Source organism: Prosthecobacter sp. (assembly GCF_044232965.1).
In the GTDB taxonomy this organism is placed as follows: domain Bacteria; phylum Verrucomicrobiota; class Verrucomicrobiia; order Verrucomicrobiales; family Verrucomicrobiaceae; genus Prosthecobacter.
The window spans coordinates 14961-37608 of sequence record NZ_JBIIKX010000017.1 but is presented as its reverse complement, the minus strand read 5'-3'; the positions used below and the strand labels follow the sequence as shown (position 1 = coordinate 37608).

Below are 22648 nucleotides of genomic sequence, written 5' to 3'. Positions count from 1 at the left end.
CACGACCATGGCGAAGAAAAAAGCAGGCGGCGGCGAAGAGCTCAATCTCGACTCCCTCATGGACGCCGTGACAAACGTCGTGGGCGTGCTCATGATCGTCTTTGTCGTCATGGCGCTCAACACCGCGCGCGTCGTTCAGAAGATCCTCTCTGACCTCCCCCCGGTCACCGAGGAGGAACACAAGAAGGTGGTGGAACAGGTGAAACAACTTCCCCCACCGCCTGCTGACCCTAAGAAACTCGAGGAAGACCAAAAAAAGGCCGAGGAAGACATGAAGAAGGCCGTCGAACAGCTCAAGAGCATCGACACTTCAGAAATGCAGGCCAAGATGAAATTCATGGATCTCGATGCCTTCAAAAAGCAGGTCGAGGAACGCAAAAAAGCCCGCGATCTCAGCAAGGCTGAAACCGACAAGTTGCTCGCCGAAGTCGAACGCCTCAAGGCACTGCTTGACCAGACGCCCGAGTTCAAGCCACCACCCCCGACTTACATCCGCCTCCCCAATCCCCGTCCCTACCCCGAAAAACCGGTCGAAACCCGGGTTCTCGTCGCCAAGCAGGGTGTGATCACCTTCAGCCAGACCAAATTCCTCCAGCCGATTCTCGATGGACTCGACAAGGTCAAGTCGCAGCTCGTTTACCAAAAAACCGAGGCGCAGCCCTTCGTGAAGCTGCTCACCACCCTCCTCGGCTCGCCTGCGAACGCCCAAAAAGCCTGGGTGGAAATCTCTCCTCTCATTGAACATGTGCAGGTAGAACATGCCGCTCTGGCTTACAAAGCACTCACCGAGGCTGGTATCGTCGCCAACAAACAACTGCTCGGAGCGCTCGCCGACATCGCCGTTCCCACCCGCCAGAACATGGCCGTCGTGGCCCAGGCCGTCGCTGCCGCCGCAAAGGGAGACCTCAATCCCTGGCTCAAGCTGGACCCTTCGCGTGATCCGCTCAAACCTGTGCTCAAGGCCACCTCGGCCGGTGGTAAAATTTCTTTCTCCTGGGGAGCCAACACCCAGGAGGTGAAGGCCACGCCCAAGGATGTGGGAGATTACTTCCGCGATCTTGGCAAGCTCAAGGGCATTGAGGACGCCAGCAAGGCCCGCACCATTTATGACGGAGCCCGCATCGCCGCCATGATCCAGCGCGCGGCGGCCAATCCGCTCATCAGCGGCTCCTACGCCTTCGAGCCGAAACCCCAAGCCACCAACGTGCAGCTCGTCCTGACCCCCAAGGGTGGCGGTGGTGAAAATGTGGCGGCCATGAAGCAGCCCAACTCGCCCTACATCCGCCTCATGCGCGACATCAAGGAAGACCCAGGCGGCGTCGCCATTTTCCAAGTCATGCCAGACGCTTTCGAGACCTACCACGAGGCGCGTCGCCTGGCCGATGAAGTCGGAGTTCCCGCCACTTGGGAATTCCTCGCGAAACTCGATCTGACTCTGACCATTCCGGGCTACGAGATCCAGCGCCTGACCCCCACGCCGCCGCAGGCTCCCACCCCCACGGATGCAGGACGCGTTCGTATCGGGCCGCCCAAGCGCTCCCTGGATTGACGTTTGCCGCCTTACTTGCTGCGAAATATCTCGCTCTGCACGACGGCATGGATCAAATCACGCATCGCGTGGTTCTTTGCCTTCGACTGCGCCACGATTTTGTCGATCTCACTGCGGTCGGAGAAACCCATGGCACGACCGGTGGCGAAAGTGAGCAGTTTTTCGATCATGCAACGGGCCACGCGATCCTGACCGGCGAGCAGCAGAGTCTTGAACTCGGACAGATCCGCGAACTTGGCTCCTGAACTCAGCTCGCCTGCGGCATCGACGGGCGGGCCAAGGCGGTAGCGCACCTTGCGCCCCTGAACAGTGAGCTTGACCTGCTCCCCCTGATCAATGCTGCGGAAACGCTCGCGCCAGCCGCCGATGACATCGTAGCTTTCCAGCGCGAAGCCGGGAGGGTCGATAACACGGTGGCAGCCGTTGCAGCTTTCCATGTTGCGATGTTTGTCCAGCAGCTCGCGCAGCGTGGTGGCACCACGAATGTCAGGCTCCACTCCAGGGACACCGGGCGGCGGCGGTGGCGGCTCCATGCCGAGGATGCGATCCATCACGAAGACACCGCGCACGACGGGCGATGTGTTTGTGCCATTGGCGCTGACCTTCAAAACGCTCGCCTGGGTCAAAACACCGCCACGATGGCTGTCCGGCGGCAGTTTGACCTTCTGCATGGCCAGTCCGCTCACGCCAGGGATGCCATAGTGCTGCGCGAGGCGTGAGTTCAGCATCGCAAAGTCACTCTGCACGATGTTCGCGACCCCCAGGTTGTTTTGAATGAGTTCGGCGACAAAGCTCCGCGTCTCGCGCAGCATCGAGTCGAGCAGCAGCTCGTCGTATTCCGGGTAAAGCTGCTTGTCCGGCGTGGTGAAGTCGATCTCACGCAAATTCAGCCACCCATCGGTGAAATCGATGACGAAGCGCTCCAGCGTGGCCGCTTTGAGCAAACGCTCCGTTTGAGCGCGCAGCACCTCGGGCTGTGTGAGCTTCGCGGTGAGAAGCTCGGCATCAGGAGCACTGCGTGTGAGGAAGTAGCCGAGGCGCGAGGCCAGTTGCTGGTCATTGAGCCTGCCCGCAGGCTCCTTCAAGAACAAGAACTCAGGCGAGCACAGCACTGCAATGGCCGCTGTGCGCATGGCCGCGAGGAAATCCTGGCTCTCGGCAAATTCGGCGTCGAACAGCTTCACATAAGGCTCCACATCCGCCGCCGTGGCCGGACGACGAAACGCGGCAGAGATGAAGATGGGCAGGAGTTTGCGTGCATCACCCGCCGGATCAGCGCTGTCGGCGGTGTACTTGTGCTTGAAGTCGGGATTCTTCGCTTTCCATGCCTGCGAAGGGGGCAGTCCATGCGGAAGTTGCCGCAGCTTCAAATCGCCGAGCAGCAGTTTTTGACCCCGTGGCGGCCATGCGTTGATGAAGGGGCCTTCGAGCGTCACCTCCTGAATCGCCATGCCTTCACCGGGATATTTGGCCGGACCGTCTTTGATGGGGGAATGCCCATCCGGGCCGTTCAGGCCCTGAGGACTGATCCAGATGCCTTTGTTCGCATCGAGATGCAGCGTGATCTCCACGGTGCTTGATTGACCGACAGGCAGCTCATGAAAGCTGTGCGTCACGTTGTCTGCGTTGCGAAAATTGAAGCTGCCGGTAATCAATGCAAAGACGACCGGCTCCTCAATCTGATAGCCATAGCCAGTGACACGCAGCTTGTAGGTGCCCGAATGCTTGGTGCGCAGATTGGGGATCACCGTGCTGGGGAAACCACCATTGTTGAAGACAACGATGGAGCCGTCGTCACGTTTGAGCCAGTGCTTGCCGAGGTTGTCCTTGTTGCGGTCGCTTTCGAGCGTGGCGCGCTGAAGCATGGTCTCTGGGCGGCTTTCCTGGTTCAACGCGGTGTTGAGCGCCAATTCGGCGGACTCCATGTAGCGCTGCATCTGAATGCCGGAGATCGAAAGCGCCTCGCCGATGTTGTCAAAGCCGTGCGCACGCCCGTCCTCCGGCAATGAATCAATCACATTCACCTTCACACCGAGCAGCTCGTTGAGGGTGTTCTGATATTCTCGACGATTCAGCCGACGCAGCACCGTGCCCTTTTGCGCGTTCGATTTTGCCACCAGATCACCACCGAGCGCCCCCATGAAATCCTGCACGGCATCCAGCGACGGCTGCTTCTTTTTCGGCGGCGGCATCTCGCCTGCGGCGACACGGTCAAAGACACGCACCCACTTTTTCAAAGACGCGGCATCCGAGCCGTCGGTGGACAGCGCTGCCAGATCAAGACCGCCCTTTTTCATCTCCGCGTCATGACAGTCCATGCAGTTCTGATCGAGGAACGGCCCGATGGCCGGAATGGCGGCTTGTGATGCCAGGGCAAACAGCGGCAATGCCGCAAGGAAACAAGACTTCATGCTCAGGCTTGATTGATGTCCAACACGCCGGTGCTGAAACCGAACTTGTCCGCTTCCACGCCCATACGCTGAGCGAGCGAGACGAAGAGATTCGAGAAGACGTGCTTCTGCTTGTCGATGGCGATGTGGCGACCGTGTTTGAAGCCGCCTCCTGCGAGGATGAGGGGGAGATTGGCGGTGCTGTGCGCGCTGGCGTTGCCGAGGTTGGAGCCGAAGATAACGGCAGTGCTCTCCAGCAAAGAAGCAGTCTTGAGCTTGGTGAGGAAGTCGGCGAAGGCGGTGAACTCGGCTTTTTCGATGACTTTCAGTTCCTCGATCTTGGCGGGGTCCTGGCCGTGGTGGGAAAGGTTGTGCCAGTCATTTTTGACACCCTCGATCTCAGGCACGGCGTTCATGCCGCTGAGACGCAAGGTCACGGTGCGGGTGGAATCGGTTTGCAGCGCGAGGACGATCAAGTCCTGCATGAGCTTCATCTTGCCGATGGCATCGGTCCGGCTCTGGATGTCGGTCGGCGGCTTCGAATCAATCTTGGGTTTGGGCTTTTGCGCCCATTCCTCGTTCTGCACAAAGCGGCCTTCAAGATCACGCACGGCGGAGAAATACTCGTCGAGCTTCTCCTGGTCGCGTTTACCGAGTTCGCCATGCAGTTTTTTCGCCTGACCTGTGACGGTGTCGAGGATGCTGCGTCCGCGCTTCAAGCCGCGCACCTGCGCCGCAGTCTCCGCTGGCGTGCCATCGACAAAGAGCTGCTGGAAGGCCTTGGAAGGCGAAGGCTCCGCCGGGAGCGGCACGCCGCTGGCGGACCATGACATGGATTCGCTGCCGGTGCCGAGAATGAGGCTCGGAAACCGCGTCTGTGTGCCGATGCTCTCAGCGATGAACTGGTCGATGGAGATCGTGTTTTTGAATCCTGCCAGCCCGGGATGCTTCGCAGACGTCAGCCAGGTCATTTCCGAGGTGTGGCCGTTGGCACCATTCTGCTCTTCATGTTGGAGGCCCGAGATCACCGAGAAATCGTCTTTCAAGTCCTTCAACGGCTCCAGATACGGCGTGAGCGTGTAGTCCACGCCAGTTTCCTGCGGAAACAAAAACGGCGTGTGAAAGCCGAGCGTGGCGCACATCGCCAGAAAGCGTGGAGGAGGCTGCCCGACGGCAGCTTGAGCCCGTGTGGCAAAGGCTGGCACCATGGCCTCTAAAAAAGGCAGCGATAGAGTGGCTCCAGCCCCACGCAGCAAGGCACGGCGATCAAGATGGCGTTTGGTGGCGATGTTCATGATGGGTTGCTTTAACGATTTCAGGCCTGCTCTCTTGCTTGGATCTATCTCGCCTTTGGCACTTCGATCATGCGGCCGAAGCGGTCATTTCAAGCCCATCTTTGCCGCAAGTCTCACAGCTTCGACCAGGCTGCTGCCGTTCGCCTTGCCCTGCCACGCGATGTCACACGCGGTGCCGTGATCGACACTCGTGCGCGGCACGGGCAGACCGAGGGTGGTGTTCACGGCGGTGTCGAAGGCGAGAGCCTTGAGCGGAATGAGCGCCTGATCGTGATACATGCAGATGTAGGCGTCCACGCTGCGGCGCTTGGTGGCGATGAAGGCGGTGTCCGGCGGCAGCGGTCCCTCGATGGTAATGCCTTTGGCCCGCGCGGCGGCGATGGCTGGAGCGATGATGCGTTCCTCCTCGCCACGTCCAAACAGTCCATGCTCGCCCGCGTGTGGATTGAGGCCACACACGGCAATTTTGGGAGCCTTCCCTCGCACACGTTGCACGGCCTCGTTGGTGAGCTCGATCACGTCCAAAATGCGCGCGGTGGTGAGGGCGGGCACCACGTCTTGATAGCCGATGTGAACGGTGACGAGGCTGCAAATCATCTCCGCTGAGAAAAACGTCATGCAGGACCGCGCAGCGGCCATTTTCTCGGCAAACATCTCGGTATGGCCGGGATAGGTGATGCCAGCGGCATGCAGCGCCTCCTTGTTCAGCGGCGCGGTGGCCACTGCGGCGACTTGTCCAGCGAGCGCGGCCTCGATGCTCTTTTCGACATAGCGATAACCTGCCGCTCCGGTCTTCGCGCTAACCGTGCCGGGCGCGAAGCCTTCAGCATCGAAGCCAAAGAGGTCCAAAACCGCAGGTTCATCAATGCTGCCGCATTTTTCGGCCCAATCGATCTCGCTCAGGATGCGTTTGGGAGCTGGCAGACCGGTTTGCCGGGCGCAACGAGTCAGCAGCCGTGCATCGCCGAAAACAACGGGCGTGGCGATGGCACGGATGTCGTCGTTGGCGAGGAGTTGCAGGCAGATTTCGGGACCGACCCCGGCAGGGTCGCCCATGGTGACGGCGATGATGGGTTTGGACATGAATCAGGAAATGGAACTGGCAGCGGAGCGGGTGATGAACCACTCCACCGTGGCAGAGAGCACATGCTGGCCGGAATCGTCATGCAATTCGACCAGAATTTCGATCAACGCACGGCCTTTGCTCTCCAGCGTGTGTTTCAGGGTCATGATCGCCTCCGGCTTCATGCTCATCGTGGATCTCACGCCACCGCCCGCAGGTTTGCGGAACTTCGATTCCATCCGCCGCACGACGGGAATGATGCCTTCCATGCCCTTGAGATTTTGCAGCAGCCACTCGCCGCTGCTGGCCTCCGCGAGCGCAAGCAAAGCGCTGGCATGCACGGTGCCTAGATGGTTCAAATACTGCCCGCCCGCAGGCAGCGAGAGCAGATGGGGCTCCTCCACTGGCTGGAGGCCGATGAAATGGTTGAAGGGCAGATCGAGCACAGTTCGCATGGTGCGCCGATCCAAGCATGACCGGGGAACGATTGCATGCCCTATGATGCCAGCTTCAAAGCCCCGCCCTCACACAGCTCCTTCTTCCCGAAGGTCTGCAAGTTGTGGCCCATCGCCTGCGCGACGGACATCCACAGGCGATTGTGCGCGGCTTTGTCAAACTTGAGGCTGCGGCCCATCTTGAAGCCAAAACCACCGCCGACCATGACGTAGGGGATGTTGTCGAGTGTGTGGCTGTTCCCCTTCCCCAGCTCATTGGTCCACACGAGCAGCGTGTTGTCCAGCATGCTGCCATCGCCGGAAGGCTCGGGCGTTTCGCTGAGACGCTTCGCCATGTAAGCGAACTCACCGGCGAACCAGGTGTTGATCTTCATCAGCTTCTCGTAGCTGTCCTTCTTGTCGTCAGGATCGTGCGAGAGGCTGTGATGGCCTTCCTCGACACCGAGCCAGCGCATCTGCGCCATGCCGACGCTGCGCATGTATTGCAGCGTGGCCACACGGGCCATGTCATTGGAAAGCGAATTGACCAGAAGGTCGATCTGGATGCGGCTGATCTGCGGCGTGTTGTCGTTCACCAGTTCGATGCTCGGATCGACCTGCGGCACGGGATGGCTGAGCTTGCCCTGCTTGTCGGCTTCCGCCAAATCCTGCTCCAGACCGCGCACGAGGGTCATGTGCTGGTCCAGCAGCGCCTTGTCACGGGCGCTGAGCTTCGAGGAGACGCGCTTCAAATCGTTGCGCACGTCATCAAGGATGCTCACCAGGCTCTCCTTGTCCTTCATCTTGCCATAGACCTTCTTCAGCACCTGATGCGGGTCATCAATGGGGGCGATGGGCTGGTTCCCTCCGGCATAACTCATGCGCGTCCAAGGATCGGCACGCTCCGGCACCGCAACGCCAAATTCGAGGGAGCCAAAGCGCGTTTTCGTCTCCGCACGGCTCTGGAGGAAGTTCTTGATCTCTTGATCGATGGAGATGTTGCTGGCCCAGCCGGCCGGATTGCCGCCGCCGCCCATGATGTTGCCCTTGAGGAGTTCGTCGCAAGTGAGCAGGCAGCTCATGCCGCGCATATGGCTGTCGCCATCGCCGCGCACTTTGTTGGCGACTCCATGCAAGATCAGCATGCGGTCCTTGAAGCTCTCCAGCGGCTTCAAGATCGACTTGAAGCTGAAATCTGCGCCTTCCTGGTCCGGCCAGAACTCATTCGGCAGCGTGCCGTTCGGCGAGAACATGATGACCAACCGCTGACGCTTCTGCGGCGCGGGCGCGCCGGTGAGGCTGGGCAGTCCGGTCAGGAAAGGCAGCGCCCCGGCGGAGATGCCGAGATCGCGCAGGAATTGGCGACGTTGAAGGGGTTTCATGGGGGTGATGAGCATACGCTTGCGCAGCGCGGCGGATTTCCAGCAAAGGTGATTATTCAGGGGCAGCTCTATTTGTGCTCATTCGCGGATATTCGCGGTCATTCGCGTTGAGAATTGAATGCCTGAGTTTTTTCAACACGAATGGCCGCCAATGAGCGCGAATAAACGCGAATTTGAGGTTCTGGCTGGGGGTCTGAACGTCACGGCACGGTTCATCTCCCGGCCCGCTTGATCGCCTTCTTGAGCCACTCGGATTCCTCTTTCCACGGCGCGGCGTGGCGGAGTTCGGCCACGGTCATGGGCAGTCGGGCGCTCCAATTGCTGTCGGCGGCGATGCCCGGCACGTTGAAGCGGTCCTCCAGGCCAAACAGGTCGGTGAGCATGAAAGCGGCAAAGCGGGCGTTGCTGGCGAGCAAGGCTTCGAGCAGGGCACGACGGATGTGCGTGTCGTATTCCGGCCAGCCGTCACCGGAGAACCGCAGGCCGGAGAAATCCGCCAGGGCGCGGAGTTCTTTTTCGGCAAGAGCACGATCCGCCTCCTCGACGCTGTGCGCATCGCGACGGCGGTGCTCCCAGTGCGTCTTCATCGGCTCATGATCGTGCGTGGCGTAGGTGGTGAAGGCGCAGTTGTCGTAGTCGGATCCCATGACGACGCGGCCCTGGTCGTTGTCCTCCCAATGGCTGACCTTGAAGCCGGGCACATCCAGGCTCAGCAGATGCGGGCGCACATAATCCGGCACGGTGCCGAGGTCTTCGGCCACCACCTCGGCCTTGCCATCGGCGGCGGCGAGGATCATGCGCAGGTATTTGTCGCCGTTGGCGAGATTGGCGGCCTTGTGCTCGGGCGTGTCATCGTCGTTCTCGATGAAATGCGGCAGGCGGCCGCCGGTGAGCGCCTTGGCCTCGTCATCGCTGAGGTAGCAGAACTCCGCGTTGCGCACCGGCCGCCAGGGGAAGCTGTAGATGCGGTAGAAGCCCAGGACGTGGTCGATGCGGAAGATGTCGAAGACCTCGGTGAGCTTCTGCGTGCGCTGCCGCCACCACTGGAAGCCGCCGCGCTCCATGACATCCCAGCGGTACAGCGGGATGCCCCAGTTCTGGCCCCAGCGTTGCACGAAGTAATCGTCTTTAAAATACGTCTCCGGCGGAGCACCGCCGCACCAGTCGAGATCGAACTGCTCCGGCTGGAAAAACACATCCGCGCTGCACCAGGAGATGCCAAACGGAATGTCGCCCATGAGCTTGATCCCCTTCCCGTTCGCGTAGGCCCGCAGCTCACCCCACTGGCTGAAGCACAGCCATTGCACATAGGCATGAAACAGGATGCGGTCGTCGATAGCGTCGCCGTTCGCATCGCGCCAGGCACGCGCTTTGGCGGCGGTGTTCAGGTCGTCGCGCCAGTTCGTCCAGTCCTCATGCCCGTGCTCCTCCATCAGCACCTTGAAGAGGCAGAAATCATCCAGCCAGACCGCCTCCCGCTCACAAAACGCCTCAAACTCGGCCATGCGCCCCGGTTGCGTCTCGATCTGGCTGAAAGCCCGGCGCAGCAGCGTGTTCTTCAGGCGGCGCACCTTCGGGTAGTTCACCGAACCCTGCCGCAGCAGGTCGGCGCGGAGGATGCCCGTGGTCGTGGCGTAAAACTTCTCATCCAGCTCCGGCACCGCCTGCGGCGTGAGATCCAGCGTCAGGTAATCCAGCGCCACGGAGCTGATCGCGTTGTACGGGCTGCTGTCGCTGCCAGTGGCGTTGATCGGCAGGAATTGCACCAATCCGAGTCCCGTGTCCGCCGCCCAGTCGATGAGCTGCCGCACACCGCCGATGTCGCCGATGCCGAGATCATCCGGCGTGCGGATGGCAAAGACAGGAACAAGAACGCCAGCGCGGCGGGGTTGAATGGAGGGCATGGGAGAAAAGTGAAGATGTGCGAATGATTCGTGGTTGTCTGGTGCGATTTGGATAGCTTGGCAAGCGTATAGAGCACGATGCGTTCCCGATTCCTGACGTTACCCTTGTTTTTGATGATCTCCGCCGCCCCGGCTGCGGAGACGAAAGAGCCACGGGTGGTTGATTTCAAAGCCGCGCCGCATTCCTACCTGGAAGCGCAGCCGAAGGACCGCTTTGCCGAACTCCAGGAGAAGGTGCAGAAGGGCGAGGTGAAGCTGGACACGAGCAATGACAAGGCCTTCCTGACCAGCCTGCTGGAGGCGCTGAACATCCCGATCAGCTCGCAGATCATGGTCTTCTCAGCCAGCTCCCTGCAAAGCGAGATCATCAATCCGCGCAATCCGCGCTCGCTCTACTTCAATGAGGACACCTACCTCGGCTGGGTGCCGAACGGGCTGGTGGAGATCATCGCCGCCGATCCTGAGATGGGCCCCATTTTTTACGTCTATGACCGGCTGCGGCCCGGCGGACCGGTGCCTGGCGTGCAGCGCTCCACCAAGTGCATGAACTGCCACGCGGGCAATGCCACGCGGCGGCTGCCGGGCCTGATCGCCGAATCGCTGCTGGTCTCGCAGGCTGGTTCCAGCCTGGAAACCTACCGCCGCGATGTGCAGGGGCATCAGATCCCGCTGGAGGACCGCTTTGGCGGCTGGCACCTCACGGGCGACCACAACCTCTCCAGCCACAAGGCGAACGTGATGGGCCTGGCGCGGAACGGGAAGATCGAAAAGACCCCGGTGCCGCCGGGCCAGTTCTCCGACCTCGGCCTGCACCTGCTGCCCACCAGCGACATCCTGCCGCACCTCATCCACGAGCACCAGATCGGCTTCGAAAACCGACTGGTTTACGCGATCTACACCACCCGGCAACTCAAGCATGAGAACCGGGGCATGCTGGGCGCTGCCGCGAAGGCAGAGATCGAGGAGCGCGCCCAGGAGCTGGCGCGCTACATCATGTTTGCCGACGAGGCGAAGTTCCCGAGCCGGGGTATCACGGGCGATCCAGCCTACGCGCAGGCTTTCCTCCGCGACCGCAAGGTCACCAAGGCGGGGCTGTCTTTGAAGGACTTCGACATGAAGACGCGCATGTTCAAGCACCGCTGCAGCTACATGCTCTACACCGACACCTGGAAACAGGCGCCGAAGGATCTGAAGGAGCGCATCTACTACCACATGGCGCTCTACCTTCGTGAACAACCCGACGCGCAACACGCGCACCTCTCCCCCGCCGAACGACTGGCGATCCGTGGCATCCTCAAGGAGACGATGAACGACCTGCCCGCGTGGTGGCGGTGATCAAAACACTCTCACGCCATCAGCGGCGGCTGCATGTCAAAGGCGGGAATGCGGGTGCAGACGCGGCGTCCGTCCGGCGTGGTGCCGAAGAAGGAACCGGTGGCGGTGCTTTCCGCTTTGATGACGTGGTAGGAATTGTAGCTGAAGGTTTCTCCAGGGGAAAGATTCGGGAACTGGCCGACCACGCCGTCTCCCTCGACCACCATGGTGTCACCGTCCGTGTCCTTGACGATCCACTTCCGGCCGAAGATGCGCACCGTGTCTTCCGAGGCGTTGTGGATGGAAAGATGGTACACAAACGGATGCGGCCGATCCGGCGGAGCAGGCCGTGTGGGGTCGTAGGCGATGCTGTCCACCGTGACGGTCAGTCCTGGCAGGGTGTCGAATTGCATGGCGGAGTCTAGTTCATGCCCGGTTTGCCACAAGCCGGGGTTTGCAAAAACGCGCCCGGCCCCTACCATCCGCCCACGTTTCAACCATGCCCCCTCCCCCCGTCGTTCTCACCATCGCAGGCTCGGACTCCTCCTGCGGGGCCGGAGTGCAGGCGGATTTGAAGGCCATCTCGGCCCTCGGCGGCTACGGATTGAATGCACTGACCAGCGTGGTATCTGAAACACCCGGCATCGTCTCCCTGGTGCGGCTTTTGGATGCCGAATTCATCGCGGACCAGATGCGTGTGCTATTTGGCGGCTTTCCCATCGCGGCGGCAAAGACCGGCATGCTCGGCGGGCGCGAGCAGGTTCAGGCGGTGGTTGAGACATGGAAACAGCTCGCCCACGGTCGTGTCCCGCTCGTGGTCGATCCGGTCATGGTGGCCACCAGCGGTGGGCGCCTGCTCGAAGACGAGGCCGTGCGCACGCTCATCGACGAGCTGCTGCCCCTGGCCACCCTGATCACGCCGAACATGGACGAGGCCCGCGTGCTGTGGGATCGCGAAGTGACGAGTCTTGCGGACATGGAAGCCTGCGCCCGCGATTTGAGTGCCCGCTTTGGCACTGCCGTGCTGGTCAAAGGCGGTCACTTGCAAGGCGATGCAGCGGACGTGCTCTGCCACGACAATGCTCTCACCTGGCACACCGCACCGCGCACAGCGGGCGTTCACACGCATGGCACGGGCTGCACCTTCTCCGCGTCGATCGCCACCGGTCTCGCGCATGGCTTGGATTTGCATGCGGCCGTGGCGCAGGCGAAGCAGTTCGTCAGCCGGGCCATCGCGCAGCATTTTGCGTGGCAAAGCAGCAGCGCGGGCATCGTACATGCTCTCAACCATCTTCAACAGACCGGCGCATGAGACGATTCGCATTCATCCTGGCCCTCGCGCCCACCGTGTTCGCCGCCAGCGCCCCGGAGTCGAAGGACATCAGCCAAGCGGGCATCCAAACCGCGTTTCGCATTCTGCAAAAGGAGTACATCCGCAGCGGCGACCTCACCTTTGACGAGCTGAACCGCGCCGCGCTGGCCGGACTGCTCGAACGGCTCGACTTCGGCGCAGAGCTCATTCCCCGGAAGCTCGAATCCGTGCGCGAGGCGCAGCAAGGTGTGCGGTCGGAGCTGATCACGCCGCAGATCGCCTACCTGCGGCCCCAAGCCTTCACGGAACGTGAGACGAAGGAGGTTGAGCAGCAGCTTGGCAAGTTCATCGCCGCCAAGCCCGCGCATCTGATCCTCGACCTGCGCACCCCGGCTCCTCCTGGCAACTTCAATGAGGCGGCGGAGCTGCTCAGCCTGTTTCTGCCCAAGGGCGAGGTGCTGTTCAAGATGAAGCAGATGGACCAGTCCGCGTCCGAAACCGAAACCAACATGCGGGAGCCGCTCTGGGCAGGTTCATTGCTCGTCCTCGTCGATGATGAGACCAACAATCTGGGAGAGACCATCGCTGCTGTGCTGCGGCAGCGTAAGCAGGCGCTCTTGATCGGCGCTCCCACTCGCGGCGGCGCGGTGCGCTATGAAACCGTGCCGGTGGACGCCGAATGGTCGCTGCGCTTTGCCCGTGCCGAGGTGCTGCTGGTGGATGACAGCTCCGTCTTCAAAAAAGGGCTGAAACCAGACTTTGTGGTGGATCTGCCCACCACGATTAAGCGGCAGGTTTTCGAGGCTGGCACCAATAAGACGGTCAAAAGCACCATCACCGACCAGCCACGCGCCCGTTTCAACGAGGCGGCTCTCGTCGCCAACGCCAATCCCGAACTCGACGCCTACATCCGCCGCTCCGCGGGTGAATCCTTGCCCGAGGACACGCCCAAACCAAGCGACCTCGTGCTGCAACGCGCCGTCGATCTCATCAACACACGCGCACATTTTCAGTCCGCCAAGATCGACTGGAAGCGCAAAGACATTCCCGTGACGAAATGATGGAAATCCCCGACAAAATCGAAACGGTCGTCACGATCCGCGAGGTGATCAGCCCGAGCACCTGCCACGCGGCCCTGCCCAACGGCAAGATCATCTTCGGCTTTGTCTCCAAGAAGGCGGAAGCCTTCCCCCTTCGAGAAGGAGGAAGAGTTCTCACTCAGATGGACGTGGCCGATTTCTCGCGTGGCGAAATGCTCGAAGCCTTATGAGGCAGGCGGCGTTTCTGAAGGCGCTTCCGTGACAGCTTCGGCGGCGGAGGTTTCAATCGCTTCAGCAACAGGTTCGGCGTCATCTGCGACGACGGTGGCCACATCTTGAATGGTCTCGCCGTCCTTGAGCCCCATGAGTTTGACGCCTTGGGCATTGCGGCCGGTTTCGCGGATGTCGCAGACGCGAATGCGCACGCTCTGGCCCTTGGTGGTCATGAGCATGAGCTCGTCTTTGTCATGCACGGCTTTCGCCGCGACGACTTTGCCGGTTTTCTCGGTCACGTTCATCGTGGTGACGCCTTTGCCGCCGCGATTCGTGAGGAGACGGTATTCGTCGAAGGCGGTGCGCTTGCCGAGGCCGTTTTCGCTGACAACGAGCACCATGGTGTCGGGTTCGTTCGTGATGCAGCTCACGAGGAAGTCGCCGTCATCGAGCGTGATGCCACGCACACCGGCGGTGTTGCGGCCGATCGGACGCAGGTTTGGTGATTCAGGATCATCGCCCGTCTCATGGAAGCGGGCACACATGCCTTCGTGGGTGACCAGGCAGATCTCCTTGTTGCCGTCCGTGAGCACAACATCGACGAGATCGTTGCCCTCATCGAGCTTGATCGCGATGATACCGTCTTTGCGGTAGTTCTTAAACTCTTCGAGAGCGGTTTTCTTCACCGTGCCGTCCTTGGTGGCAAACAGCACATACTTGTCCGCCGCCCACATGGCCTCGTCCTCCTGACCCTGGGCTTCCAGAATGAGCACGGCGGCGATTTTCTCCTCGGAACGCAGATTGAGCATGTTCTTGATGCTGCGGCCCTTGCCGGTGCGTGCGGCTTCGGGGATCTGATGCACGCGCTCCACATACATGCGGCCTGTGTTGGTGAAGAAGAGCAGGAAGTCGTGCAAATGGGCGCTGAAGAGGTGCTCGACGAAGTCGCTGGCTTCCTCCTCACCCTGCGCCTCTCGAGCCTCCATGCCTTTGAGGCCCTTGCCACCGCGATTCTGGACACGGTATTCGGCTGTGGAGGTACGCTTGATGCTGCCCAAGTGCGTCATGGTGACGACGGTCGGGTCGTTCGGGATGAGGTCGATGTTTTCGATCTCGCCCTCGGCGGCTTCGATGCTCGTGAGTCGCGGCGTGGCGTGCTTGAGACGGATGGCCATCAATTCGTCCTTGATGATCTGAAGCACGCGTGCTTCACGGGCCAGGATGTCCATGAAGTCACGAATGCTGACCAAAACGTCGTCGTAGTCGGCTTTGATCTTGTCGCGCTCGAGCCCGACGAGCTGATAGAGGCGGAGTTCGAGGATGTCTTCGACCTGCTTGTCGGTGAAGATGTATTTGTCACCCACGATACTTGCCTGGGCACGAATCATGATGCCGAGCTGCTCGGCGGTGCTAACGGCGAAGCTGTAGGCCTTGAGGCGCTCACGCGCTTCGTCGCGGTTCTTGCTGTCGCGGATGATCTTGATGAAATCGTCGAGATGACCGAGCGCAAGGAGCTGGGCTTCGAGTTTTTCGGCCTTGATCTCGGCCTGCTTGAGCAGGAAACGAGTGCGGCGGATGATGACCTCACGGCGGTGCTCGATGTAGCACGCGATGGCGTCCTTCATGCTCAACACACGCGGCTTGCCGCCGTCGATGGCGAGCATGTGGATCGAGAAGCTCGATTCGAGCGCGGTGTGCTTGTAGAGATTGTTCAGCACGACCTGGCCGCGAGCGTCGCGCTTGAGGTCAATGACAACGCGGGTGTTTTCGTCCGACTCATCGCGGACGCCGCTGATTTCCGTGATGATTTTTTCGTTCGCGAGTTCAGCGATGCGCTTCACCAGCTCAGCGCGGTTCACGTTAAACGGAATTTCGGTGATGATGATCTGCTCGCGGTTGCCGTTTTCAACAATCTCCGCCTTGCCGCGCGTGCGCACGCTGCCATGGCCGGTTTCCATGTATTCACGAATGCCGTTGGTGCCGAGGATGACGCAACCGGTCGGGAAATCGGGGCCTTTGATGTGCGCTTGAAGCTCGCCGCAAGTGATCTGCGGATTGTCGATCTGCGCACACACGGCATCGACGACTTCGCCAAGATTATGTGGCGGCATATTCGTCGCCATGCCGACGGCGATACCGGTGCCGCCATTGACGATGAGATTCGGGAATGCTGCCGGGAACACGGTCGGCTCAGTGAGACGTTCATCGTAGTTTGGCACGAAATCGACCGTCTCCTTCTCCATGTCCGACATCAAAGTGCCGCCCAGGTGCGTCATGCGGGCTTCCGTATAACGCATAGCTGCCGGAGGATCGCCTTCCACCGAACCGAAGTTCCCTTGCGGGTCGATCAACGGCTCCCGAATGGCCCAGGGCTGGCCCATGTGAACCAGCGTCGGGTAAATGACCGCTTCACCGTGCGGATGGTAGTTACCGGAGGTGTCACCGCAGATCTTCGCGCACTTCATGTGCTTCTTCGGCGGGTAGAGCGACAGCTCGTGCATCGCGTAAAGGATGCGGCGCTGGGAGGGCTTCAAACCATCGCGAACGTCCGGCAACGCACGAGCGATGATGACGGACATCGAGTAGTCGAGGAAGGAGTTCTTCACTTCTTCAGCGACAGAGATGGGGCGGATGTTGGGGTCTTGCATGGGCGGAAAGGGTCAAGGTTGGCGGTGGAGCGCCGTCAAGAGGTCAAGGAGTGGTCAAGGCGGGGAGTCGAAGGTGGCTAGGAACTCTTCGAGGGGTGGGAGGTCGGTGGAGTCGTCAGTAGAGGACTCTCGGACGTTGTTGGATTGAGTGCGGCCGAAGGAATGGATGTAGTTGTCGAGCTGACGACGGAGCGTCTCGAGTTTCAGCGAGAGCTCGTCAGCGATGGATTCGGTGACGAGGTTTCGTGAGATGGCTTTTTCAAGCCACGTCTGGGTCTCACGGAGGGAACCGCGAGCATAGTAGCAGAATCGAGCGTTCTCTTTGAAGGAGTAGCGTCCGTAGCCTTCGGAAATGTTGGCGGCGATGGAATCAGCCGAACGAATCCATTGAAGGCCAACGGTCTGCTTCGCCAACCACTCCCAACCCACTGTCAGCGACCACACGTCTTCCCCGACTCGCATCGCGAGCTGATAGACTCTCAGTTCATGTAGATCGACCGTTCCCATAACAATCTTGACGATTCTTGACAACTCCTTGACCTCTTGACCGCTGCTTACACGTCGAGGTTGCGGACGTTGAGGGCGTTTTCTTCGATGAAGTGCTTTCGTGGTTCCACCACGTCGCCCATCAAGATGGTGAACATGCGTTCGGCTTCGTGGGAGTTGGTTTCGTCGAGTTTGACCTGGAGGAGGGTGCGCTTGTTCGGGTCCATGGTGGTCTCGAAGAGCTGCTTGGCGTTCATTTCACCGAGACCTTTGAAGCGCTTGATCTCCATGCCGCGTTTGCCGATTTCCATGACTTTGTCGAGGATGCCGGGGATGCTGAAGACGGGATGGACTTTCGCGTTTTCGCCATCGCCTTCGATGACTTCAAAGAGCGGCTTGTCCTGGCTGCTGAAGTGATCGACATGCAAGCCCAGCTCGTCGAGTTGCTGGAAGCGCTTCTTCATACCGTGCGCCTCATGGATTTCGATGAGGCGAGCGCGGCGGTGAGCCTTGGGGGCAGCGACACCGTTGGTATCGGCGGCGGGATTGCCAAAGAGATGCAGGTCGTTGTTTTCCCGGGCAAAGGCCGCGAGTTGCTCGTTGGTGACGAAGTAGTGAAGGCTGACTTCATTGCCCTCGCGAATGACGACGATATGATGCGGCAGGTTGCCGGTGGCTTCGTCACGCGCCTGGAGGTAATGCTCGAAGTCACCACCATGACGGCGCACGATGTCGGCGAATTTGGCGACGGGCACGAGGAGATCGAGGATGGCCTTGAGCCGGTCGGCCGCGAGCTTGCTGCCATCGGCGATGTTGCGCAGGCTGATCTCGCCGGAGCCGAGTTCGAGCAGGATGGCGTCCATTTCGGCATCGCTCTGCACGTATTCCTCGCGCTTTTTACGCGTGACTTGGTAAAGCGGCGGCTGCGCGACATAGATGTGGCCGCCTTTCATGAGTTCCGGCATCTGGCGGAAGAAGAAGGTCAAAAGCAGGGTGCGGATGTGGCTGCCATCGACGTCGGCATCGGTCATGATGACGATCTTGTGGTAGCGGAGCTTCTCGATGTTGAAGGAGCCTTCCACCTCGCTGTCGCCGCCGATGCCGGTGCCGATGGCGGTGATCATGGTCTGCACTTCCTTGTTCTGGAGCACCTTTTCGAGGCGGGCCTTCTCGGTGTTGATGAGTTTGCCTCGCAGCGGAAGAATCGCCTGATTGTGGCGATTGCGGCCCATCTTGGCGGAGCCACCGGCGGAGTCACCCTCGACAATGAACAGCTCGGTCTTCGCCGGATCGCGTTCGGAGCAGTCGGCCAGCTTGCCGGGCAGACCACCGCTGCTCATCGCGTCCTTGCGGATGGCTTCGCGAGCCTTGCGTGCAGCTTCGCGTGATTTCGCTGCGATGATGATGTTCTTGATGATCTCGACGGCGGTGTCTGGATTTTCGTCAAAGAAGCGCAGCAGGCCTTCATAAACGATGGAGTTCACCACGCCTTCGACTTCGCCGTTTACCAGCTTCACCTTGGTCTGCGAGTTGAAGCGCGGATTCGTCAGCTTCACGCTCAAGACGCAAATCATGCCTTCGCGGCAATCATCGCCTTCGATGTCGGGCAGCTTTTCTTTGAAAGCCTTCGGGTTGGCGTTGATGTACTGCTTCACCGCCTTGGTGAGCGCGGTCTTGAGGCCGCTGTAATGCGTACCACCATCGGGATTCGGAATGGCGTTGGCAAAACAGAGTGTCTGCTCATTGAGGCCCTTGTTCCATTGCAGCACGCAATCGACGAGGATGAACTTCTTCTTGTCATCGATCGGCACTTCACGGCGACCGGCGAGCGCCACTGGCTCAGGATGGATCTTGTCCTTGTCCGCGCCCATCTCACGCACGAACTGCTTCACGCCTTCCTGATAGAAAAGCACTTCCTGACGCAGTGGATCGCTACGCTCGTCGGTGAGCGTGATGCGGATGCCAGGATTGAGGAAAGCGAGTTCACGCAGGCGGACCAGCAGTCGATCAAACACATAAGCGGTCGTGATCGTGAAGATCGTGGCATCAGGGAAGAAGGAAATCTTCGTCCCTGTTGTCTTCGGATCATCGAGATCGCCGAGAACAGTCAGTGGCTCAGTCGTTTTGCCGCGCTCAAAGCCGATGGCGTGTATTTTGCCATCGCGGAAGACCTCGCACTTGAACCAGTCGGACAGAGCATTCGTACACTTCGCACCGACGCCGTGGAGGCCGCCGGAGAATTCATACGCGCCATCGCCGAACTTACCACCGGCATGAAGGCTGGTGAGCACGAGTTCCACCGTCGGAATGCCCGCCTTGGGATGCATTTCCACCGGGATGCCGCGTCCGTCGTCCTGAATGGTGATGGAACCGTCGGTGTGGATCGTGATCCAGACGTTTTTGCAATGACCGGCGAGATGCTCATCGATGGAGTTGTCCACGACTTCAAACACGCAGTGGTGCAGGCCGCGTTCATCGGGGTCGCCGATGTACATGCCGGGACGGAGGCGGACGGCTTCGAGGCCTTCGAGTTTCTGGATTTGATCGGCACCGTAGGCCTGGTTTTCGGCCACACCGGTATTAAAAGCAGCGTTCTGCTCAGGAGACTGTTCGGACATAGGATTTGAAGGGCTGACCATCGACTGAATCCGTCCATGAAACCGCTACCGGAAACGTGCTCGATGATGACCCGCTGAGACTAGCGAGATGGGGGGGCGAGCAAAGGGAATTTTACCTCGAAAAGCAGTCTTTTTTCAGCCCTCAGAAACTTTCAAACCACGTCCTGCAAACCCAGCCTCTCGATGACCTCCGCCGGGACACCGGGATAAGGCCCGCCAACGCTGATATTGCCCACATAGCCGAGGCTTTTCCACGTCTGGCTATGGGTGTAGTAGCCGCCGAGGCAGAGCTGGCGGAAGCGTTTGAAGAACGCGGCTCCGATGTGGTGTTCGAGCTTTGCCTTGGCAGGATCGCAGATGTCATCGGCGATCTGAGACTGCTGATCGATATTCAGCTCCTCGAAGCGTTTAGCGAAGCGCTTGAAACTCTCGGTATTGAGCCAGCCAAGGCCACCACGGATGACTTCGCGGTCCTCGTGATGCTGCGGGTAGTCCGCGCTGACCCATTCGTTGATGAAATCCGGCACGCCGACCTCGGAAGCGGCAGGCGAGGTGTCGTCCTTGGGCAGGATCAGATCTGCCAAGGCCTGCGTGGTGGCGAGTTCCTCCGCTGAGAGCAGTTTTTCCCACGGAAACTTCACCGGTTGAGTGAAATCGGGGTCTTGAAAGACATGCCGCGAAGGAAACACCGCCGGAGCCGGCTCGGTGTGATTCGGCGCGGCGATGGCCGGAACCGCAGTAGCGCCAGCGGCACCGCTGAGAAGGCCTTTGAGGGCGTTGCGGCGAGAGATGAAAGAAGAATCGGACATGGCGCAGCTCTGTTAGATATTCCCCCGCTTCATCTCCTCCATCAGATACTCGCTGGAACGCCAGGCGAGGGCGAGGATGGTCAGGGTGGGGTTTTTGTCGGGATTGCTGGGCAGGACGGCTCCGTCCATGAGGAAGAGGTTCTTCACGTCCCAGGTCTGGCAGTATTGATTCGTCACGCTCTCCGAGGCCTTGTCGCCCATGCGAGCTGTGCCCACCTCGTGGATGATCTCGCCGGGCCTCTGGATGGCTTCGGCACCGCTGAGAGGCTTGGCCTTGCCACCCATGCCTTCGAGCATGGCGGCAAAGGTCTGCTGCATGTGCTCGGCCTGCTTGATTTCGTGATCGCTCCACTTCCAGTGGAAACGCAGCACAGGAATGCCCCATTGATCGACGACATTGGGGTCGAGTTCGCTGTAACAGTCCTTGTTTGGAATCATCTCACCACGTCCGGCAAAGCTGAACTGCGCACCGTAGTAACGACGCGCGTCTTCCTTGAGTTTGCGGCCATAGACGCCGGGCGAAGTCGAATCGAGATAGCCAAAACTTTTCGTCTCCGGCATCTGGCGGCCACCACCCATCTCGATGTGATAACCACGGGCGAAGCCAAGTTTCGCGTGATCATTCACCAGCCACCAAGGCACATAGGTGTGCAGACCACCGGCACCGTCTTCATTCATCGGCGGCAGGTCTTCCATGGCGGGAATGTGCGCGCCCAGACGTGTGCCGACGCTGTCCATGAGGTTCTTGCCGACCTGACCAGACGAGTTGGCAAGACCGGCGGAATCACGCGATTTCGAGTTCAGCAGGATGCGCGAGGTTTCACAGGTGCTCGCAGCGAGAATGACGACACGCGCCTTCGCAATGGCATCACGGCGCGTGATTTTGTCGATGTAATGCACGCCGGTGGCCTTGCCGCTGCCATCGACAATGACTTCGCGCACCATCGCGTCCGTGATGATGTCGAGAATACCTGTGGCGAGCGCGGGAGGCAGCAGGACGGTCGTGCTCTGGAAGTTCGCACGGATGCTGCAGCCACGAACGCAGTGGGTCGCCCAGAAACAGGCGGCGCGTGACATCATGTCCTTGCCAAGAATCTCCTGCGCCTTCGGATTGTTCGGGAACAGCGTCTTCGGCAGGTTCTTCCAGTCGAGCGGCTGGCTGAGCACGGCGCGATGCGCGGCAACCACCGGCACGCCGAGTTTCCTTCCAGATTTTTTTGCCAACAACTCGCCCACACGCGGCTTCGGCGGCGGCATTAGCACGCCGGGCGATGAATTGGGCGCGTTGGCGATGCCGTCGTTCTCGCCATAGACGCCGATCAACTGCTCCACGCGGTCATACCAGGGCGCGATGTCGCCATAATTGATCGGCCAATCGACGCCAAGACCGTCGCGCGACTTCGGTTTGAAGTCGAACTCGCCAAAACGCAGCGAAATGCGACCCCAATGATTCGTGCGCCCACCGAGCATGCGCGCACGCCACCACCAGAAGTCGCCTTCGGTGCCGGGTTTGTTCGTGTAAGGCTCGCCCGCGACCTGCCAGCCGCCAATGTTCGAATCGTAGAAACCGAAGAAGCGATCCGGCGTGGCCGCGCCACGCAGCGGGGCCATCTCCGGCGTGTTGAACATCGGCGTCTCCTTCACCGGCTCGTAGTTCCGCCCGGCCTCAATCATGAGCACCTTCACGCCGTTCAAAGCGAGAATCATCGCTGCCATACCACCGCCGGCACCGGAACCGACGACAATGACATCATACTGAGGCTGCGTTTTGCGGTTGGTGAGCAGCGGCATCGAAGCAGAGGGTTAAGGACGTAGTGCCAAAAGTCAGAACTCCCCGCGAAACACGCAGCGGGCGTTCGGAGTTTCGTGGATCACGATCTCGCAGAGACCGGGGAGCTGCGGGGCGAGCTTTTTCCAAAGCCAGGCGGCCATGTATTCGATGGTCGGGTTCTCCAGGCCTTCGATCTCGTTCAAGTAGGAGTGATCGAGGCGGTCCATGATGGGTTTCATCGCGCGGGAAATTTCAGCATGATCATAGACCCAGCCGATCTGCGGATTGACCTCGCCCTCGACGGCGATCTCCACTTTGAAGGAATGGCCGTGCATCTTGGTGCATTTGTGGTCACCGGGAAGATTGGGAAGTGTCTGGGCGGCTTCGAAGCGAAAGTCTTTGATGATGCGGGCACGCATG

The 22648-nt window shown here is 60.2% G+C and carries 18 protein-coding genes; 5 read left to right on the top strand and 13 right to left on the bottom strand.

What is annotated here, in order from left to right:
* The first annotated feature begins 7 nt into the window (after window positions 1-7).
* Window positions 8-1549 carry a hypothetical protein gene (locus tag ACILSI_RS09550; protein WP_395721645.1) on the top strand — a complete coding sequence of 514 codons (1542 nt, stop codon included), beginning with the start codon at window positions 8-10 and terminating at the stop codon, window positions 1547-1549.
* Between the two features lie 11 nt (window positions 1550-1560).
* Here the strand turns inward: ACILSI_RS09550 and ACILSI_RS09545 are convergent, their stop codons facing one another.
* The 6 genes from ACILSI_RS09545 to ACILSI_RS09520 all read right to left on the bottom strand — a co-directional run bounded on the left by ACILSI_RS09545 (window position 1561) and on the right by ACILSI_RS09520 (window position 10017).
* Window positions 1561-3960, bottom strand: coding sequence for a DUF1592 domain-containing protein (locus tag ACILSI_RS09545; protein WP_395721644.1), 2400 nt, complete (start codon window positions 3958-3960; stop codon window positions 1561-1563).
* A gap of 2 nt (window positions 3961-3962) precedes the next feature.
* Window positions 3963-5234, bottom strand: coding sequence for a DUF1552 domain-containing protein (locus ACILSI_RS09540; protein ID WP_395721643.1), 1272 nt, complete (start codon window positions 5232-5234; stop codon window positions 3963-3965).
* A gap of 84 nt (window positions 5235-5318) precedes the next feature.
* Window positions 5319-6317, bottom strand: coding sequence for a 4-hydroxythreonine-4-phosphate dehydrogenase PdxA (pdxA, locus tag ACILSI_RS09535; protein WP_395721642.1), 999 nt, complete (start codon window positions 6315-6317; stop codon window positions 5319-5321).
* A gap of 3 nt (window positions 6318-6320) precedes the next feature.
* The gene (locus tag ACILSI_RS09530) at window positions 6321-6752 is read right to left on the bottom strand and encodes a hotdog fold domain-containing protein (protein ID WP_395721641.1); all 432 of its coding nucleotides are present in this window, start codon (window positions 6750-6752) and stop codon (window positions 6321-6323) included.
* A gap of 41 nt (window positions 6753-6793) precedes the next feature.
* Window positions 6794-8113 carry a DUF1552 domain-containing protein gene (locus ACILSI_RS09525; RefSeq protein ID WP_395721640.1) on the bottom strand — a complete coding sequence of 440 codons (1320 nt, stop codon included), beginning with the start codon at window positions 8111-8113 and terminating at the stop codon, window positions 6794-6796.
* A 212-nt stretch (window positions 8114-8325) separates the two neighbouring features.
* Complete coding sequence (locus ACILSI_RS09520) at window positions 8326-10017, bottom strand: 4-alpha-glucanotransferase (RefSeq protein ID WP_395721639.1); 1692 nt, start codon at window positions 10015-10017, stop codon at window positions 8326-8328.
* 114 nt (window positions 10018-10131) lie between these two features.
* Between ACILSI_RS09520 and ACILSI_RS09515 the strand changes: the two genes are divergently transcribed.
* On the top strand, window positions 10132-11352 hold the full coding sequence (locus tag ACILSI_RS09515; protein WP_395721638.1) for a hypothetical protein: 1221 nt from the start codon (window positions 10132-10134) through the stop codon (window positions 11350-11352).
* An 11-nt stretch (window positions 11353-11363) separates the two neighbouring features.
* Here ACILSI_RS09515 and ACILSI_RS09510 read toward each other — a convergent pair whose 3' ends face one another.
* On the bottom strand, window positions 11364-11744 hold the full coding sequence (locus ACILSI_RS09510; RefSeq protein ID WP_395721637.1) for an ApaG domain: 381 nt from the start codon (window positions 11742-11744) through the stop codon (window positions 11364-11366).
* Window positions 11745-11830: 86 nt separating this feature from the next.
* On the opposite strand from ACILSI_RS09510, the gene thiD reads away from it, so the two are divergent.
* From thiD to ACILSI_RS09495, 3 genes are read left to right on the top strand one after another with little or no spacing between them, the layout of a single operon-like run.
* Window positions 11831-12643, top strand: a complete 813-nt coding sequence (gene thiD / locus ACILSI_RS09505; RefSeq protein WP_395721636.1) for a bifunctional hydroxymethylpyrimidine kinase/phosphomethylpyrimidine kinase — start codon at window positions 11831-11833, stop codon at window positions 12641-12643.
* Window positions 12640-13704: a S41 family peptidase gene (locus ACILSI_RS09500; protein WP_395721635.1), complete on the top strand. Its 1065-nt coding sequence runs from the start codon at window positions 12640-12642 to the stop codon at window positions 13702-13704. The genes thiD and ACILSI_RS09500 overlap by 4 nt, the downstream gene beginning before the upstream one ends.
* Window positions 13701-13913 (top strand): hypothetical protein, encoded by a 213-nt coding sequence (locus ACILSI_RS09495; RefSeq protein ID WP_395721634.1) that lies wholly within the window; start codon window positions 13701-13703, stop codon window positions 13911-13913. The genes ACILSI_RS09500 and ACILSI_RS09495 overlap by 4 nt, the downstream gene beginning before the upstream one ends.
* On the opposite strand, the gene gyrA is transcribed toward ACILSI_RS09495, so the two are convergent.
* From gyrA to queD, 6 genes are all read right to left on the bottom strand, one after another.
* Window positions 13908-16544 carry a DNA gyrase subunit A gene (gene gyrA / locus ACILSI_RS09490; protein WP_395721633.1) on the bottom strand — a complete coding sequence of 879 codons (2637 nt, stop codon included), beginning with the start codon at window positions 16542-16544 and terminating at the stop codon, window positions 13908-13910. The genes ACILSI_RS09495 and gyrA overlap by 6 nt on opposite strands.
* Before the next feature lie 54 nt (window positions 16545-16598).
* A complete protein-coding gene (locus ACILSI_RS09485) occupies window positions 16599-17051 on the bottom strand; it encodes a four helix bundle protein (protein WP_395721632.1) in 453 nt (150 codons plus the stop codon).
* A 47-nt stretch (window positions 17052-17098) separates the two neighbouring features.
* The gene (locus tag ACILSI_RS09480) at window positions 17099-19648 is read right to left on the bottom strand and encodes a DNA gyrase subunit B (protein WP_395721631.1); all 2550 of its coding nucleotides are present in this window, start codon (window positions 19646-19648) and stop codon (window positions 17099-17101) included.
* A 152-nt stretch (window positions 19649-19800) separates the two neighbouring features.
* On the bottom strand, window positions 19801-20457 hold the full coding sequence (locus ACILSI_RS09475) for a gluconate 2-dehydrogenase subunit 3 family protein (RefSeq protein WP_395721630.1): 657 nt from the start codon (window positions 20455-20457) through the stop codon (window positions 19801-19803).
* A 12-nt stretch (window positions 20458-20469) separates the two neighbouring features.
* The gene (locus tag ACILSI_RS09470) at window positions 20470-22248 is read right to left on the bottom strand and encodes a GMC oxidoreductase (protein WP_395721629.1); all 1779 of its coding nucleotides are present in this window, start codon (window positions 22246-22248) and stop codon (window positions 20470-20472) included.
* 33 nt (window positions 22249-22281) lie between these two features.
* Window positions 22282-22647, bottom strand: a complete 366-nt coding sequence (queD, locus tag ACILSI_RS09465; RefSeq protein WP_322281404.1) for a 6-carboxytetrahydropterin synthase QueD — start codon at window positions 22645-22647, stop codon at window positions 22282-22284.
* Between the last annotated feature and the right edge of the window lies 1 nt (window position 22648).

What these genes read in the sequence shown, in the direction of transcription:
- ACILSI_RS09515 (WP_395721638.1), top strand. Translation starts at nt 10,132, where the DNA reads ATGATCTCCGCCGCCCCGGCTGCGGAGACGAAAGAGCCACGGGTGGTT.
- queD (WP_322281404.1), bottom strand. Translation starts at nt 22,647, where the DNA reads ATGCGTGCCCGCATCATCAAAGACTTTCGCTTCGAAGCCGCCCAGACA.
- ACILSI_RS09485 (WP_395721632.1), bottom strand. Translation starts at nt 17,051, where the DNA reads ATGGGAACGGTCGATCTACATGAACTGAGAGTCTATCAGCTCGCGATG.
- ACILSI_RS09530 (WP_395721641.1), bottom strand. Translation starts at nt 6,752, where the DNA reads ATGCGAACTGTGCTCGATCTGCCCTTCAACCATTTCATCGGCCTCCAG.
- thiD (WP_395721636.1), top strand. Translation starts at nt 11,831, where the DNA reads ATGCCCCCTCCCCCCGTCGTTCTCACCATCGCAGGCTCGGACTCCTCC.
- ACILSI_RS09510 (WP_395721637.1), bottom strand. Translation starts at nt 11,744, where the DNA reads ATGCAATTCGACACCCTGCCAGGACTGACCGTCACGGTGGACAGCATC.
- ACILSI_RS09495 (WP_395721634.1), top strand. Translation starts at nt 13,701, where the DNA reads ATGATGGAAATCCCCGACAAAATCGAAACGGTCGTCACGATCCGCGAG.
- ACILSI_RS09520 (WP_395721639.1), bottom strand. Translation starts at nt 10,017, where the DNA reads ATGCCCTCCATTCAACCCCGCCGCGCTGGCGTTCTTGTTCCTGTCTTT.
- ACILSI_RS09500 (WP_395721635.1), top strand. Translation starts at nt 12,640, where the DNA reads ATGAGACGATTCGCATTCATCCTGGCCCTCGCGCCCACCGTGTTCGCC.
- pdxA (WP_395721642.1), bottom strand. Translation starts at nt 6,317, where the DNA reads ATGTCCAAACCCATCATCGCCGTCACCATGGGCGACCCTGCCGGGGTC.
- ACILSI_RS09540 (WP_395721643.1), bottom strand. Translation starts at nt 5,234, where the DNA reads ATGAACATCGCCACCAAACGCCATCTTGATCGCCGTGCCTTGCTGCGT.
- ACILSI_RS09470 (WP_395721629.1), bottom strand. Translation starts at nt 22,248, where the DNA reads ATGCCGCTGCTCACCAACCGCAAAACGCAGCCTCAGTATGATGTCATT.
- ACILSI_RS09545 (WP_395721644.1), bottom strand. Translation starts at nt 3,960, where the DNA reads ATGAAGTCTTGTTTCCTTGCGGCATTGCCGCTGTTTGCCCTGGCATCA.
- ACILSI_RS09550 (WP_395721645.1), top strand. Translation starts at nt 8, where the DNA reads ATGGCGAAGAAAAAAGCAGGCGGCGGCGAAGAGCTCAATCTCGACTCC.
- gyrA (WP_395721633.1), bottom strand. Translation starts at nt 16,544, where the DNA reads ATGCAAGACCCCAACATCCGCCCCATCTCTGTCGCTGAAGAAGTGAAG.
- ACILSI_RS09480 (WP_395721631.1), bottom strand. Translation starts at nt 19,648, where the DNA reads ATGTCCGAACAGTCTCCTGAGCAGAACGCTGCTTTTAATACCGGTGTG.
- ACILSI_RS09525 (WP_395721640.1), bottom strand. Translation starts at nt 8,113, where the DNA reads ATGAAACCCCTTCAACGTCGCCAATTCCTGCGCGATCTCGGCATCTCC.
- ACILSI_RS09475 (WP_395721630.1), bottom strand. Translation starts at nt 20,457, where the DNA reads ATGTCCGATTCTTCTTTCATCTCTCGCCGCAACGCCCTCAAAGGCCTT.